Below are 16,386 nucleotides of genomic sequence, written 5' to 3'. Positions count from 1 at the left end.
GCTTCTATGGGAGTTATTATCTATCATGTTTCCTCCACCAGATAATAACTAGAAGAAAGACTATAATATCTCGTGCTTTTATAGGTAACTCCATCCCGCAAGAAGCATATGAGTTCGCAAAGAATATACCTAAAAAACTTGCATCAATAATGATTATCTATTATTATTTATTTTCCGCCTCTATATTTTTATTCATCTTAAGCTGTCTGCTTCTCTTGTTATACAAGTACCTAACGCATACATAAAACACACCCTATTGATTAAAACACAAATAGGAAATTAACATGAACAGATTAACTCTTATCATTATGACTATCCTTTACATTTTATTTCTTGTTTTTTTAGTTGTATCAATCATTATTTACAAAATAAATCAGAATAAGATGGATGAAATTATTGAATTATATATAGGGAGAGGGCTTTGTTTATCAACAGGCGTAAATATTGGTCGTTTCCTAGGTGTTTATGGTCAGTTTCAGGTTGCTATGTTTTTCTACATGTTGTTAACTGGAAAAAGAATTAGGATAAATAGACCTGATAGTAAATATATGTACCAAGAGTCTTACAACTTTATTCAAAGTTTACCCTCCAATTTAACCCATTGGATAAAAATATATTTCATTACCATCAATATAGGTGGAATATTCCTCTTTATATCAATGGCAATGTTCTTATTTGAAAAATACGCTTAGCTGGCGATGCAATGTGCAATGGATTATAGAAGACTATGAGATTTTTATAGAGAATTTGTTATGAGTATATTAGACCTAATAACCATCATTTCCGTTATTTTTCTCTTCTTATTTTTTATTATATCAATAACTATTTACAAGATAAATCAAAGTAAAATGGATAAAATTATTGAATCATATATAGGGAAAGGACTTTATTTATCAGCAGGCGTAAAGCTGGGCCGTTTTTTGGGTGTTTATGGTCAGTATCAGGTTGCGGTATTTTTCTATATGCTACTCACTGGTAAAAGAATGAGAATCAATGAAAAGGATAGCAAATATATGTATCAAGAATCTTATAACTTTATTCAAAACCTACCCTCCAGCTTAACTCACTGGATAAAAATATATTTCATCACCTTTAATATAAGTGGTGCATTTTTCTTCATAACAATGATAACATTTCTATTTAGAGAATATTATTAACTATACTGGACATTCAATGGGACTTTAATATGAATAGAATAACTTTTATCATCTTGGTTATTTCTTATATCTTTTTCAACCTTTTTCTCATTATATCAATAGTCATTTACAAAATAAATCAAAAAAAGATGGATAAAATTATTGATTTATATATGGAAAAAGGTTTTTGCTTATCAACAGCAGCATACATTGGTCATTCTATGGGTATTCATGGTCAGATTCATCCTGCCGTATTTTTCTATAAGTTATTAACAGGAAAAAGAATAAGGATAAATGAGCCTGGTAGTAAATATATGCCACAAGAATCTTATGATTTCATTCAAAACTTACCCTCCAATTTGACCCACTGGATAAAAATATATTTCATCACTATCAATATAAGCCTTGTATCCTTATCTATATCAATGGCAATATACCTATTTGAAAAATACGCTTAATTATACTGAATACTCAATGGGCTTTTATATGAACAGAATCACTTTCATCATCTTGGTTATTTCTTATATCTCTTTCAATCTTTTTCTCATTATATCAATAGCCATTTACAAAATAAATCAAAAAAAGATGGATGAAATTATTGAATTATATATGGAAAAAGGTTTTTACTTATCAACAGCAGCATACATTGGTCATTCTATAGGTGTTCATGGTCAGATTCATCCTGCCGTATTTTTCTATAAATTATTAACAGGGAAAAGAATAAGGATAAATGAGCCTGGTAGTAAATATATGCCCCAAGAATCCTATGATTTCATTCAAAACTTACCCTCCAATTTGACCCACTGGATAAAAATATATTTCATCACCATTAATATAAGTTTTATATCCTTCTTTATATCAACAGTAACGGCTTTATGTCATAAATACTCTTATATTTTTAACTGAATTCAACTCAAAATACGCACTAAAATTTGGAGATCACATTAAGAATAAAAATGGATAATGTAATGGATAAATCTGCTATTGAGTATTTTTTGGAGATGAATATGCACAGAATAATTCCTCTTGTTGTTATTATCTCTTAATCAGTTTATTATCTTTCGCTATTGGAATAGTATTTCTTACATATGATAAATATATCTTACCGTTTTTTAATTAAGACTTTTTTAGAAGAACACGTAGCCAGGAAGACTATAGGTAACTATGGATTTGAGAAAGCTGCGGAATTTACTGTAGATTTTTTATAGGAAATTAAATATGTGCATATTGGATTTGGTAATGACCATATGTTTTTTCTTATCTCTTTTATTTTTGGTTATATCAATAGCCATTTACAAAATAAACCAAAAAAAGATGGATAAAATTATTGAATTATATATAGAAGAAGGACTTTATTTACCAACAGGCATAATAATACAACGCTTCGGAAGGATGCGTGATCAGATTCACGTCGTTTTGTTCTTCTACAGGCTGTTAACTGGAAAAAAAATGAAGATAAATCAGCCTGATAGTAAATATATGCACCAAGAATCTTATAACTTTATTCAAAATCTACCCTCCAGTTTAACGCATTGGATGAAAATATGTACCATTATCACTTATATAGGTACAGCATTTTTTCTCATATCAACAATAATAATCTTAATTCAAAAATATTATTAATTGTGCTAAATGGATATGCGTAGCTGTCGGTAGTGTAGTAGGTGGAGTTGCCGGAAGTAAAGCAGGATATTTTTTAATTGATAAAATAGTAAGTGAATAACATGAACATCTTAATTAATACAGTTAAATTTATCATGATTTCTTTATTTTTAGTTAGTATGTTTTTGTTGCTATCTTTATTCATTTTTTATGGAATAAATAAAAAATCCTTCACGAAAATCAAAGACGAATATATAAAAAATGGGTTTCTTATACCACAAATCATATATGTAATATCGTTTTCTGGCTTCTATGGGAGTTATTATCTATCATGTTTCCTCTACCAGATAATAACTAGAAAAAAAAACTATAATATCTCGTGCTTTTATAGGTAATTCCATCCCACAAGAAGCATATGAGTTCGCAAAGAATATACCTAAAAAACTTGCATCAATAATGATTATCTATTATTATTTGTTCTCTTTCTCTATATTCTTATTCATTTTAAGCTGTCTAATTCTCTTGTTATACAAGTATTTAACGAATACATAAAACACACCTTATTGATTAAAACACAAACAGGAAATTAACATGAACAGATTAACTCTTATCATTATGACTATCCTTTATATTTTATTTATTGTTTTTTTAGTTGTATCAATCATTATTTACAAAATAAATCAGAGTAAGATGGATGAAATTATTGAATCATATATAGGAAAAGGACTTTACTTATCAGCAGGAGTAAAGTTGGGCCGTTTTTTGGGTGTTTATGGTCAATTTCAAGTTGCTATGTTTTTTTACCAATTACTCATTGGAAAAAGAATGAGAATCAATGAAAAGGATAGTAAATATATGTATAAAGAGTCCTACGACTTTATCCAGAGATTACCGAAAAATATGACAAGTTGGTTAAAACCCTATATTTTAACCACATCCATCAGTATATTATCTTTCTCTATCGGAATGATATTTGTTTTATATTTCAAATACATCAAATAGACTATAAATTTATATTTAACATTAATAATAGCAGAGTAAAACACATCATTTTATTTATTTTTCATATTTCATTATCTATTTTTATGATTATATTTATAGCCATTTGCAAAATAAATAAAAAAAGATAAAATAATTTAATTATATATAGAAGAAGGGTTTTATTTACCAATAGGAATAACGATAAAACGCTTCGGAAGGATGCGTGATCAGATTTACGTCATTTTGTTATTCTACATGCTGTTAATCGAAAAAAGAATGAAGACAAATCAGCCTGATAGTAAATATATGCACCAAGAATTTTATTACTTTATTAAAAATCCACCCTCCAGTTTAACTCATTGGATGAAAATATGTATCATTACCACTTATATAGGTGCAGCATTGATTCTCATATCAACAATAATAACCTTAATTCAAAAACATTATTCATCGTGTTAAATCTATTTAAGAGGCTCAATAAACATCAAATGTCAGTTCCAGTTTTTCACGTGTTAGCATCCGCTATCATTAACAATGGTGAAGGTTTAATGACGTTTAGCATCTAGAATATAGGCAATCCTCATCTCCCATACAGAAAAAACTGTCAATTCATCCGCATTAACAGGTAAAAACGGGCGGAAGCTATCACAAACTCTTTAAGGTGTTAAGGTAACAAAAATGGTATACTCCACCGCCTAAATCCCATTTAAACATTATTTACAGAGCGTCCGTGGTGGATCAGAAACAACAATATAACCTGAACAAATTACAGAAACGTTTACGCCGTGATGTCGGTCAGGCAATCGCTGATTTCAATATGATTGAGGAAGGCGATCGCATTATGGTCTGCCTTTCTGGTGGTAAAGACAGCTATACCCTGCTGTCCATCCTGCAAAATCTGCAAAAAAGCGCTCCGGTTAATTTCTCACTTGTCGCAGTTAATCTGGATCAGAAACAACCCGGTTTTCCTGAGCATATCCTGCCCGCTTATCTGGATGAACTGGGTGTCGAATATAAAATTGTCGAAGAAAACACTTATGGCATAGTGAAAGAGAAGATACCCGAAGGTAAAACAACTTGTTCTCTCTGCTCCCGCCTGCGCCGTGGCATCTTATATCGTACAGCCACTGAGTTGGGCGCCACGAAAATTGCATTAGGCCATCACCGTGATGATATTTTGCAAACCTTATTTCTCAACATGTTTTATGGCGGCAAACTAAAAGGTATGCCGCCAAAGTTAATGAGCGATGATGGTAAACATGTTGTTATTCGCCCTCTCGCCTATTGCCGCGAGAAAGATATTGAACGCTATGCAACCGCTAAAGCATTCCCGATCATTCCTTGTAATCTCTGTGGTTCACAACCCAATCTGCAACGTCAGGTTATCAAGGATATGTTACGGGAATGGGATAAGCGTTATCCCGGCAGAATTGAAACCATGTTTCGTGCGGTACAAAATGTCGTTCCATCACATCTCAGCGATTTTAATCTATTCGATTTTAAAAATATCACTCACGACAGCGAAGTGATTGATGGTGGCGATCTCGCTTTTGACCGCGAAGAATTACCCATACAACTCGTCAGTGATATAGAAGATCAACCCGATTATCAATCAGAACGACTGGATGTTATTGAAGTCAAATAGCTATTCTTACTGCCTATCCCAATAGCAGGATCTTAATCATACCGCTCTGGATATATCTCAGAGCGTTAATTTCCTCTTCTCTTTCGCCTTGATTTTTATTTATTTTCCTCCACAAAAATGAAAAATAAAAAAAAAGCCGACATTAGAAATTAACATCGGCACAAGAATGGGCAATTATTCTGTATAAAGACTTATGTGAGAAAAACTACAATTACGGAGAACAACGTTCATCGCTTAACGTTGTTTTCACCTGCGAGAGTTATCATGCCTCAATGAGGCTTGGTGAATATTGATATATCTCAAATTAAGAACCGATTTTTGTAACACTTTCTTGCAGCCGTGTTTCATCTCTCCAAATATACCCGTTATCTTTCAAGTTGCCTCTTTGTTGGCTGCACTCGCTCACCCCGGTCACATAGTTACCTATGCTCCCGGGGATTCACTCCCTTGCCGTCGCGATGCATCTTGAAATCCTTAGGGTATAACTATTTAATTTTCATAGCCATTTACTTCTTTTTAACCACCAGGCAACAAATATAATCAATCCCAATAACAGCAAACAAAAAATACTAAAACCCAGATGGTTTTCATTACCAGGAATACCGCCAAGGTTGACACCAAATAATCCAGTCAGGAATGTTGTCGGTAAAAAAATCATGGCAAATAATGACATAGTATAAGTACGACGGTTCATCGCATCCGCCATCATGGATGTAATTTCATCTGAAATAATCGCTGTGCGAGCAATACAACCATCCAAATCATCCAATTCCCTTCCCAAGCGGTCAGATATTTCCTGCATTCGATGACGATCTTCATCACTCATCCAGAGTAATCTTTCATTGGCGAGACGAGCAAATACATCTCTTTGAGGCGCCATATAACGGCGCAGAATAATCAATTGTTTGCGCAGTAAAGCTAATCCACCCCGCCCCGGTATCCGTTGCTCAAGAATCATATTCTCAAGCTCAATAAGGTTGTCATGCAGATCTTCAATAAAATTACCCACTTCATCGGTTATTGCATCAGCCATTTCAACCAACCAGTGCCCGGTCGTTTTCGCGCCTATTCCATTCTGTAAATCACTCAGTACCTGTTCAAGTGAATGAACTTTACGATGGCGACTGGAAACGATAATTTCAGAATTAATATAAATACGGAACGTGACCAGTTGATCGGGACGTTCACTTTTATTGCTATTAATTGTTCGCAGCGTAATCATCGTACCATCTCCGGTACGAACTATTTTCGGCCTAAAACTCTCTCCGGCCAGCCCCTTTTTGACTGTTTCCGGCAACAAATCAGTGTCCATTATCCAGCGATAACTTTTGGGATTGTGGTAATCCAGATGTTGCCAGAAAGGTTGAGCTGGTGTGGCTAATCCATTCATATCAATCGGCGTCATACCGCCTTGACCATCAAACTGACAAGCATAGACTGCATCAGCCTCTTGCAATGATGAACCATAAATGGTTTCCACATCCAGCTCCTTACCCTTAGTGCTTAATTATGTACATAGTGTGACTATATGCCACGTCTTCTGGATTGGTGATCGGGTATCCTTTTAACCAAGGTTTTATCAATCTGCCGTTAGTGTATTGATAAATCGGCGCGATAGGCGCCTGTTCAGCAATCATTTGCTCCGCTTTGTTATAGTCATCGTTTCTTAAGCCGTCATCTGTTCGCAAGCTAGCAGATTGTAGCAGTTTGTCATAATTTGCCTGATGGAATTTAGCAATATTGCCACTATGCGTTGACGTTAACAGGCTTAGAAATGTAGAGGGTTCGTTATAATCACCCACCCAAGATGCACGAATAACATCAAAATTACCCGTATTACGGCTATCAATATAAGTTTTCCATTCCTGATTCATCAAACTCACTTGCACCCCCAGTTTTTTCTTCCACATAGAGGCAATAGCAATCGCAATTTTCTGGTGGTTTTCGGAATTATTATAGAGCAGAGAAAGTTTCAATGGATTGTTCGGCCCGTAACCAGCCGCTTGTAATAAAACCTTAGCCTGTTGGTCCAGTTCTGCCTGTGTATGTTGTTCCATGTCACTGAGCGCAGGATGAAAACCCGCCGTCACATCCGGCGTAAAATGCCAGGCTGGTTTTTCTCCTGTCCCCAGAACTTTTTCCGCAATGACTTTACGGTCAATTGCCATAGAAAGCGCTTTACGCACTCTGACATCATTAGTGGGCGCGCGTTGGGTGTTAAAAGCGTAATAATAGGTTCCTAACTGATCCGGCGTATAGACTTGCCCGGGTAATTCATGCTGCAATTTTTTATACATATTTTTTGGGAAGGATTCGGTGATATCCAAATCATCCGCCAGATAGCGTTTAGTCGCGTGTGATTCCTGATTAATGGGTACAAATGTGACTTTGGTTAGGACGGTTTTTTTATGCTCCCAATAATAAGGGTTTGGTGTCAAAACGATTTTTTCATTAACAATTCGATCATGTAATTTGAAAGCGCCATTTCCCACCAAATGATCAACCTTGATCCACTCTTTCCCATATTTCTCTACTATTTTCTTATTTACCGGATAGAGACTGAAATTCGCCGTCAGGTTGGGAAAATAAGGCACTGGCCGGTTTAACATCACTTTTAATGTGTGCTTATCAATAGCCTCAACACCCAGTTTTGTCGGCGACAGTTTGCCGTCAATAATTTCCTGAGCATTTTCAATACCCGCGAGTGCGGTAAACCAAGCAAAAGAAGAGGTGTTAGCCGGAGTGACCAACCGCTGCCAACTATACACAAAATCTGTCGCAGTAACCGGTTCGCCATTTGACCAACGGGCATCAGAACGCAATGTAAAAAACCAAGTTTTGTTGTCCACGGTTTTCCACGCTGTTGCGACGCCGGGAATGGCCTTTCCATACGCATCCTGATTCACCAACCCTTCAAACAGATCACGCTGAACTTGCGCTTCTGTCAGGCCCACGGCATTAATCGGGTCTAAAGACGCCGGTTCGTCCTTTAGGTGACGCACCAGTTCCTGTTTGTCATTAAGCTGAGTGCCCGGAGGAACCTCCGCAGCAAAAGCAGAAACAGTGATAAGAGAACTCTTGATAAGTAGTGCACAAGAAATCAGATTGAAATAACGCATAAGGTAATAATCTGCCCTGTTATAAAATAAATATTCCGTTGTTAAATTATAAGCCATTGTCGAAATGACACAATCAGACAATTTTACTCTCACAAGTACTATTTTTGATGGGCAAGAGCCGAATATTCTTCTACACTGGGCAATCGTGGTTCATTTATCAGAGGAAGAAAACGATGACACAAACAGTAAAATTTCAAGGCAATGATATCTCCGTAAGCGGCCAGTTCCCAAAATCAGGGGAAAAAGCGCAAGATTTTACTCTGACAGCCAAAGATCTCTCCGATGTCTCTCTTAGCCACTATGCCGGAAAGCGTAAGGTGCTGAATATTTTCCCAAGTATCGATACCGGTGTTTGCGCGGCATCAGTACGTAAATTCAATCAGGCAGCGAATGATTTGGAAAATACTGTCGTTCTGTGCATTTCCGCCGATCTGCCTTTTGCTCAGTCCCGTTTCTGTGGCGCGGAAGGGTTATCAAATGTCGTCACGCTCTCTACCCTGCGTGGCAGTACTTTCAGTGAAGATTATGGCGTTGCCATCAGCAACAGCCCTCTAAGTGGTCTCACAGCCCGTGCTGTCATTGTGCTTGATGAAAACGATAACGTGATTTATAGCCAACTGGTGGATGAAATCACTAATGAGCCAGATTACGATAGCGCACTGGCTGTACTGAAATAGATCCCGTGATTTATATAATGCCCACTTCCGGTGGGCATTAATTTACTCGTCATCATCCGGTTCATATTCAGTAGCATGTTTCCTGCTACTCAGGCCATATTCTCTCAGTTTATTAGCAATCGCAGTATGCGATACCCCAAGACGTTTAGCCAGTTTACGCGTGCTTGGGTAGTGCCGATAAAGACGCGTCAATACTGAACGTTCAAAACGTTTACTGATTTCATCCAGAGAACCGTTGAACACATCTTCACTAAAAGACACCTCTGTTTCAAACTCCGGTAGTTGTATATCCCGCGGCGTCAGCTCCATATTTTCGAGCTGAGTCAATGCCCGATAGATGGAATTTTGTAACTGCCTTACGTTACCGGGCCAACTGTAACTGGTCAGGAAATGGGGAAGTTCCGGGGACAGTTTAGGCTTCAATACCCCCTGTTCTTCAGCAAAACGCTCAATAAAATACTCCACCAGCGGCATAATATCCGTTTTACGATCACGCAACGGCGGAAGTGTAATCGCCAACACATTAAGGCGATAATAGAGATCTTCGCGAAATTCCCCCCGTTGGACTAATTCAACCAGATTTTTTTGCGTAGCACAGATAACCCTGACATTCACTTTGACTTCGTTTTCTTCCCCTACTCGGCGAAAAGTCCCATCATTCAGAAAACGCAGGAGCTTAATTTGCATCTGTGGCGACATTTCACCAATTTCATCCAGTAAAACAGTGCCGCCATTAGCCTGTTCGAAGAAACCTTTCTTTCCTTCAATCGCATTAGGATAAGCGCCGGCAGCATAGCCAAACAGCTCACTTTCTACTACATCATCCGGCATCGATGCGCAGTTCAACCCCAAGAAGGGTTGCTTTCCGCGTAAGCTGTGCAAATGACAGGCTTTTGCCAGAATATCTTTGCCCGTTCCTGTCTCGCCAATTAGCAGCAATGGCGCATCCAGCATCGCCATTTTACGAGCCTGTTCAATAATTTGAGTCATTTTTGGGCTAACAGAGATAATTTTCTTAAACTCACTCCCGTCATTGACAGCCAGTTTTTTCAATTGATTCCCTATTCGAGCAGCAGATTTGAGCATAATCACCGTGCCAACACACTGCATTTTCTGCTTTTCATCCATCAGTTGGATGGGCGTAATATCCATCAGGTAGTCCAAACCCTTGAGAGTTATCCTTTCCACTCGTTGTTGGACATTTTTATTTTCAAACCAGCGTGAAAAGTTATAACCGCTGATAAACTGTCCGATAGGCTTTTGATAAGTTTGTTCCTCACTCACACCAAACAACTTAAACACCGCAGAGTTAGCAAGCTCAATATTTCCTTTCAGATCAACTGAAAAAACAGGCTCAGGCAAGGACTCCAACAGTGCGCACATCGCTTTGTGTTCTCGTTCCGAAGGCATAAAAGAGACGGTACGAACATCAATAACACCGTTAATACGGCGAATTTCCGCCATCAATTTACGAAATACATTGAAATCAACAGGTGAAAAATTAAGGTAAATCCGGCCGATTTGGGATATTTCTATCCCTTTTAAATCAATATTCTCTAATACCAGTAGATCGAGTAATTCACGGGTAAGCCCAATTCGATCATGGCAAATAACTTCTAAGCGCATCTGTTTTGACCTTATTTACACTAATACATATAATTTTTTAAAATACTACTCTCTACGATTATTCATATGAAGCATTCTGTCAGTAAAAATTGACCAGACTCCGGTTTTTTCAATGTCGTAAATAACATAGCATTTGAAACTTTCACTAAAATAAACAAATTCTACAATTGATTATAAGGCAGATTAATAAAATAACGTAAAACGTTTTTGTTATCTGGATATTTTGTGCCTTCATATAGAATTAAAGTATATATCATTTAATCAACTATATTCTTAGATTTATTTGGCAGGATATTCTTAAGTTGAGTGATTAGCTGACGACGGAAATCTCCTAATTTAGGTTTATCACCTTCTATCCAAGGTAATGGTCTGCATAATTCCATCGCTTTAATACCCAACCGGGCGGTCAGTAAACCTACACCGATCCCTTGGGCGGCTCTGGCAGAAAGACGCGCGGTGATATCCTGCGATAACCAATCCATACCCACTTCCCGCACCATTTCTGAGACACCAGAAAAAATAATATTCAGCAGAACAAGGCGGAAAAGTCGAATACGACTGAAATATCCCAGTTCAATACCATATAAAGCTGCAATTCGATTAATTAGCCGGATATTACGCCAGGCAATAAATGCCATATCGACAACCGCCAACGGGCTAACAGCTATCATTAATGCCGATTCCGCAGCATAGCGGCTGATTTCCGTTCTGGCTTGGGCATCCAAAACAGGTTGAACCCATTTACTGTACAACAACACCACTTCACGATCGTTATGTGTATCATGTAAAGCGGCCCGCCAGCGCTGTAACGCAGGGTTATGCTGTTCGATACCCGCTTGACTTGCCAATCTCTCACAAAATTCTCGGCCTTTACCCACACCATGATGCTGTAATAACGCTTTCGCCGTATCGCGTTCTTCAGACCGCATTCTTAACCGATAAAGACGACGCCACTCACTGGCAAGAGAACCTATACCGGCAAAGACAATCATGCCCCCTGCCGCCGCGGCACCTAATGCGCTCCAATCCTGTTGCTGCCATGATTGATAAATCCACTGCACAAACTGAGCAACAGCGCTCACGCCCAGTAAAATCAGAGCGCCATATACCATTTTACGCCAGCAACTACGCTTAGGTTTCAGCGCTGCGTTAACTATCCCTTCTACCTGACCTTCACGCTCTTCCGTCTCAAGCTCTGGCGATACAGAATAGAAATTGACCATATCTTTTTCATCGAAAATCTGAGCGGGTTTTAAAACCGGCTCTTGTGGCCCTGATAAGGGTTCTTCAAAGTCAATTCTTGGCTTCAAGGGTTCCGTCATCTCACTTTATCTCCCACTAAAAACTCCAGCACAGTATCTAACCGAATATGAGGCAATGGTCTATCAGTATCTACCGGACAAGGGCCAAACTCCTCGAAAGAGAAACCCTGTTTTTGCCAGAAATTATCGTCAGGTAAACGCCGCGGCACTTCACCGGGAAAAAATGTCAGTGATTTACCATCTGTAAGTCGATATCCTTTCAACGCCGGAATCTTTTCACCATGATGTTCAATCATGCCGCTTTCTGTCGCCCGTACCGATGCCAGGCCGACACAATCCATGCTGATACCTTCAAAAGCCGCATTTTGTCTGGCTTCCTGAACCAATTGTTGGAGTAAAGACACCAAATTAGCATGTTGATCCGCGGTAACATGATCCGCCTTACTGGCAGCAAACATTAATTTATCTATACAAGGGGAAAACAGGCGGCGGAAGAGAGTGCGTTTACCATAATGAAAACTCTGCATTAATTGGGTCAGCGCCAAGCGCATATCATTAAATGCTTGTGGTCCACTGTTCAATGGCTGTAAACAATCTATCAACACAATCTGCCGATCAAAACGTAGAAAATGTGTTTTATAAAACCCTTTCACAACCGACTGACAGTAATATTCAAAGCGCTGACGTAACATACCGATATTGGTGTGTTGATCTGCCTGAGCAAATTGTGATTCAGTGATAGGGTTGATATCCGGCCACGGGAAAAATTGTAAAGCCGGAGCGCCCATCATATCACCGGGCAGAACGAATCTCCCCGGCTGAATAAAATGCAACCCTTGCTCTTTGCATTTAATCAAATATTCCGTATAGACCTGAGCAATAGCAGCCAATAGATTCTCATCTGCGGGCGCCTGTGGATCACACTGTTTGCAAAACTCCAGCCAAGGCTTTGCCCATTCAGCTCTTTGTCCCTGCAATAAGCTATTCATCTGGTGGGACCATGTTAAATAACTTTGTGCCAACATCGGTAGATCTAACAACCATTCACCGGGATAATCCACAATTTCCAGATATAACGTGGCTGTTTCTTTAAAATGACGCAGCAGAGAATCCTCAGAACGGTAACGAAGCGCCAGACGGATTTCGCTGACACCCCGTGTCGGGGTCGGCCAGGCAGGTGGTGTGCCGTAAAGTGCGGTCAACCCTTCATCATAAGTAAAACGAGGAACGCCTAAATCGCGTTGAGGAACCCGTTTTACACCCAACAAGCGACCGTCACGCACAGCAGAAAATAGCGGCAATCTTGCACCACTATGGAGGTTAAGTAACTGATTAACCAAAGATGTGATAAACGCTGTTTTCCCACTACGACTTAATCCTGTCACCGCTAACCGTAAATGGCGATCCATCCCACGATTAACCAACGCAGTTAATTCATTTTGCAGCCGTTTCATATCTCCCCTGTGATAAATATTGCGATCAATCAATACGTGTTTGCAAGGCTTCACGCTAAAGCTGCATCTCTTGTTTGGCCAATTTATGAAAAACCCAAACCGTGTTAGGGTCATCGGCTTCATTGAAACTCTGTTTCACTTGTTCCCGGAACCAATTACTGTGTTCCGCCGCTTCATGAGTTCGTTGCAACACTAATGACCCCACAATTAGCCCAAATCATCCCTTAATTACTATCAAATCAAAGCTGCCTGAAACGACTGCGAACACTGAACGTTTCTGAGGTAACATAACGTTCCATTTGGCGTAGACGAACCTCTCCCGATTTCAATTGATAATCAATTTCATTCAGCAAGTTTTGCGCTGAAAAATGGGCCTCTTGGGTATAACCCGGCGGTGCCGGGTCAAGGACGAAAACCAGTACAATATAAGCGACAACCGCAAAACCAAACAGGCCAAAAAAGAGTGACAATACCGCGATGACACGAATCAAGCGCACCGGTACATCAAAATAATCGGCCAGCCCGGCACAAACACCTTTAATTTTGCCCTTTTCGGGTATTCGATACAGTTTCCTACGGTTACTATTCGACATTATGATTGCCTCCAATCAGGATGTTCTGCATCCAGAATATCTTCCAATGTTTTGATTCGTGTCTGCATATGTTGTACACGCTCTGCCAGACGCTGAATTTCATTCTGATCCAACTGGCTGTGATTGGAATTCCGGCTGTTATAATGCAACCACAACCAGATGGGTAACACAAAAAGTACAAAGATAGTCAGTGGAATGCCGAGAAATATCGAGCCCATCACTTTTCCTTAAACGGTTAGTTGAGTGCGCCAACACTTAATGTTGTTCTTTATTAGCATTTATTTTAGCTTTCATTGCCGCTAACTGCGCACTGATTTCATCGTCTGCTTTTAATTCAGCAAACTGTTGATCCAGAGATTTTTGTTTTCCCATGCCCACGGCTTCTGTTTCCGCTTCCATATGATCGATACGCCGCTCAAATTGCTCGAAGCGAGCCATTGCCTGATCAATTTTACCGCTGTCTAAATGATGACGAACTTGTCGGGAAGAGGCCGCCGCCTGATGACGCAAAGCTAACGCTTGCTGTCTTGCTCGGGTTTCACTCAGTTTATTTTCAAGCTCCACAACCTCCCCTTTCATCCGCTCAAGCGTCTCTTCCAGTATGGTTAATTCATGTTTCAATGTATCCACTAAAGCAGCTGCTTTCTGTTTTTCGATCAGCGCTGCTCGCGCCAAATCTTCTCTCTCTTTATTCAACGCCAGTTCCGCTTTTTCCTGCCAATCGTGCATTTGTTGTTCACCTGCGGTAATACGGCGAGACAACTGCTTTTTCTCTGCCAGAGCGCGGGCGGAAGTTGAGCGAATTTCAACTAAAGTGTCTTCCATTTCTTGAATCATCAGACGAATCATTTTCTGCGGATCTTCCGCTTTATCCAATAATGAAGAGATATTGGCATTCACGATATCAGCAAAACGAGAGAAAATACCCATAATAAATTATCCTCTTTGGTTAAGGTTAGTTAATACTATTCATGTCACTCCTATAATTTATTATCAAGAATCGTGCCAACTTTTTATTTGTTCTATTCTCATGAAATACAAAGAGAATTTTTTATTTGACTTTTTATCACAACAAAATAAAGTGGTATAAATAACCAATTATTGGTGAAAATAACCATGAATGACGCCACAGAAAATCTATTAGGTGAAGCAAACAGCTTTGTCGAAATCTTGGAACAAGTATCCACACTAGCAAAATTAAGCAAACCCGTTATTGTTATTGGGGAACGCGGAACCGGCAAGGAGCTGATTGCCCGCCGTTTGCATTATTTATCCCCTCGCTGGCAAGGGCCATTGATCTCCCTAAACTGCGCGGCGTTGAATGAAAATTTATTGGATTCAGAGTTATTTGGTCATGAGGCTGGCGCATTTACTGGCGCACAAAAAAAGCACCAAGGAAGATTTGAACGTGCCGATGGGGGAACGCTATTTCTTGATGAGTTGGCAACCGCACCAATGCAAGTTCAGGAAAAGCTATTGCGCGTCATTGAATATGGGCATCTTGAACGCGTTGGCGGCAACCAACCATTACAGGTCGATGTTCGACTAATATGCGCAACCAATGATGATCTGCCCGCAATGGCCGCTAAGGGGCAATTCCGCGCTGATTTGCTCGATAGACTGGCTTTCGATGTGGTCGAAATTCCTCCATTGCGCCAGCGACAACAGGATATCATGTTGCTAGCACAACACTTTGCTATTCAGATGTGCCGGGAACTTGATTTGCCGCTATTTCCCGGTTTCACTGACCAGGCAAAACAACAGTTACAGAATTACACTTGGCCCGGTAATATCCGTGAACTGAAAAATGTTGTGGAACGATCCGTTTATCGTCACGGCGAGAATTCTGATCAACTTGATAATATTATTATTAACCCATTCGCCTCCACATCGCATTTTATAGCCAATGTTGATGATAGTAATATTGATGACAGTAATGATTTATCTCCACAACTTCTGCCTTCACTGCCTGTTAATTTGAAACAGTGGCAACATGACAGCGAACGACAACTCATAGAGTTATCGTTAAAAGAGAGCAGATTTAACCAAAGAAAAGCGGCAGAGAAACTACGACTGACCTATTATCAATTACGAGGCTTAATGAAGAAACATGATATCAATGTCGGCGACAAGTGATCCGAATGACAGATAAAAAAAAGCCAGCACCCGAGCTGGCTAAAAAAACACTGGAAGCAATGTGAGCAATGTCGTGCCTTTCCTGGGACATAGAAACTGTAACTGTTCCCCGGAAGTGCGGTATAGATGATAATGGTTCTCAATACGATTTGTAA

Annotated in this window: 17 protein-coding genes; 8 read left to right on the top strand and 9 right to left on the bottom strand. The window is 39.3% G+C overall.

What is annotated here, in order from left to right; translation table 11 throughout:
• Positions 1 to 284: 284 nt before the first annotated feature.
• From C6H66_RS06940 to ttcA, 6 genes are all read left to right on the top strand, one after another.
• On the top strand, positions 285 to 692 hold the full coding sequence (locus tag C6H66_RS06940; RefSeq protein ID WP_105395179.1) for a hypothetical protein: 408 nt from the start codon (positions 285 to 287) through the stop codon (positions 690 to 692).
• Between the two features lie 60 nt (positions 693 to 752).
• Positions 753 to 1,157 carry a hypothetical protein gene (locus C6H66_RS06935; protein ID WP_105395178.1) on the top strand — a complete coding sequence of 135 codons (405 nt, stop codon included), beginning with the start codon at positions 753 to 755 and terminating at the stop codon, positions 1,155 to 1,157.
• A gap of 29 nt (positions 1,158 to 1,186) precedes the next feature.
• Positions 1,187 to 1,594: a hypothetical protein gene (locus tag C6H66_RS06930; RefSeq protein ID WP_105395177.1), complete on the top strand. Its 408-nt coding sequence runs from the start codon at positions 1,187 to 1,189 to the stop codon at positions 1,592 to 1,594.
• Positions 1,595 to 1,622: 28 nt separating this feature from the next.
• Complete coding sequence (locus C6H66_RS06925; RefSeq protein ID WP_105395198.1) at positions 1,623 to 2,042, top strand: hypothetical protein; 420 nt, start codon at positions 1,623 to 1,625, stop codon at positions 2,040 to 2,042.
• Between the two features lie 1,287 nt (positions 2,043 to 3,329).
• A complete protein-coding gene (locus tag C6H66_RS06915) occupies positions 3,330 to 3,740 on the top strand; it encodes a hypothetical protein (RefSeq protein WP_105395175.1) in 411 nt (136 codons plus the stop codon).
• A 694-nt stretch (positions 3,741 to 4,434) separates the two neighbouring features.
• Positions 4,435 to 5,364 (top strand): tRNA 2-thiocytidine(32) synthetase TtcA, encoded by a 930-nt coding sequence (gene ttcA, locus C6H66_RS06910; RefSeq protein WP_181150154.1) that lies wholly within the window; start codon positions 4,435 to 4,437, stop codon positions 5,362 to 5,364.
• Positions 5,365 to 5,860: 496 nt separating this feature from the next.
• On the opposite strand, the gene zntB is transcribed toward ttcA, so the two are convergent.
• On the bottom strand, positions 5,861 to 6,844 hold the full coding sequence (gene zntB / locus C6H66_RS06900; RefSeq protein WP_036805490.1) for a zinc transporter ZntB: 984 nt from the start codon (positions 6,842 to 6,844) through the stop codon (positions 5,861 to 5,863).
• A gap of 16 nt (positions 6,845 to 6,860) precedes the next feature.
• Positions 6,861 to 8,483, bottom strand: a complete 1,623-nt coding sequence (locus tag C6H66_RS06895) for a peptide ABC transporter substrate-binding protein (protein WP_105395197.1) — start codon at positions 8,481 to 8,483, stop codon at positions 6,861 to 6,863.
• A 173-nt stretch (positions 8,484 to 8,656) separates the two neighbouring features.
• Here C6H66_RS06895 and tpx point away from each other — a divergent pair, with 173 nt between their 5' ends.
• Positions 8,657 to 9,160 carry a thiol peroxidase gene (tpx, locus tag C6H66_RS06890; protein ID WP_105395172.1) on the top strand — a complete coding sequence of 168 codons (504 nt, stop codon included), beginning with the start codon at positions 8,657 to 8,659 and terminating at the stop codon, positions 9,158 to 9,160.
• Positions 9,161 to 9,202: 42 nt separating this feature from the next.
• Here tpx and tyrR read toward each other — a convergent pair whose 3' ends face one another.
• From tyrR to pspA, 7 genes are all read right to left on the bottom strand, one after another.
• The gene (gene tyrR / locus C6H66_RS06885; RefSeq protein ID WP_046396869.1) at positions 9,203 to 10,786 is read right to left on the bottom strand and encodes a transcriptional regulator TyrR; all 1,584 of its coding nucleotides are present in this window, start codon (positions 10,784 to 10,786) and stop codon (positions 9,203 to 9,205) included.
• A 257-nt stretch (positions 10,787 to 11,043) separates the two neighbouring features.
• On the bottom strand, positions 11,044 to 12,108 hold the full coding sequence (locus C6H66_RS06880) for a YcjF family protein (RefSeq protein WP_105395171.1): 1,065 nt from the start codon (positions 12,106 to 12,108) through the stop codon (positions 11,044 to 11,046).
• Positions 12,105 to 13,502 carry a YcjX family GTP-binding protein gene (locus C6H66_RS06875; RefSeq protein ID WP_105395170.1) on the bottom strand — a complete coding sequence of 466 codons (1,398 nt, stop codon included), beginning with the start codon at positions 13,500 to 13,502 and terminating at the stop codon, positions 12,105 to 12,107. The genes C6H66_RS06880 and C6H66_RS06875 overlap by 4 nt, the downstream gene beginning before the upstream one ends.
• Before the next feature lie 55 nt (positions 13,503 to 13,557).
• Positions 13,558 to 13,695, bottom strand: coding sequence for a hypothetical protein (locus C6H66_RS25850; protein ID WP_160297026.1), 138 nt, complete (start codon positions 13,693 to 13,695; stop codon positions 13,558 to 13,560).
• Between the two features lie 46 nt (positions 13,696 to 13,741).
• A complete protein-coding gene (gene pspC, locus C6H66_RS06870) occupies positions 13,742 to 14,095 on the bottom strand; it encodes an envelope stress response membrane protein PspC (RefSeq protein ID WP_046396872.1) in 354 nt (117 codons plus the stop codon).
• Positions 14,095 to 14,313 carry an envelope stress response membrane protein PspB gene (gene pspB / locus C6H66_RS06865; protein WP_036805474.1) on the bottom strand — a complete coding sequence of 73 codons (219 nt, stop codon included), beginning with the start codon at positions 14,311 to 14,313 and terminating at the stop codon, positions 14,095 to 14,097. The genes pspC and pspB overlap by 1 nt, the downstream gene beginning before the upstream one ends.
• Positions 14,314 to 14,350: 37 nt before the next feature.
• A complete protein-coding gene (gene pspA, locus C6H66_RS06860; RefSeq protein ID WP_046396873.1) occupies positions 14,351 to 15,025 on the bottom strand; it encodes a phage shock protein PspA in 675 nt (224 codons plus the stop codon).
• Between the two features lie 186 nt (positions 15,026 to 15,211).
• On the opposite strand from pspA, the gene pspF reads away from it, so the two are divergent.
• Complete coding sequence (gene pspF, locus C6H66_RS06855; protein ID WP_105395169.1) at positions 15,212 to 16,231, top strand: phage shock protein operon transcriptional activator; 1,020 nt, start codon at positions 15,212 to 15,214, stop codon at positions 16,229 to 16,231.
• The last annotated feature ends 155 nt before the right edge of the window (positions 16,232 to 16,386 follow it).

This window comes from Photorhabdus hindustanensis (assembly GCF_002968995.1).
Classification (GTDB): Bacteria; Pseudomonadota; Gammaproteobacteria; order Enterobacterales; family Enterobacteriaceae; genus Photorhabdus; species Photorhabdus akhurstii.
The sequence above is the reverse complement of the archived record's forward strand: the minus strand, read 5'-3'. Positions and strand labels throughout refer to the sequence as shown.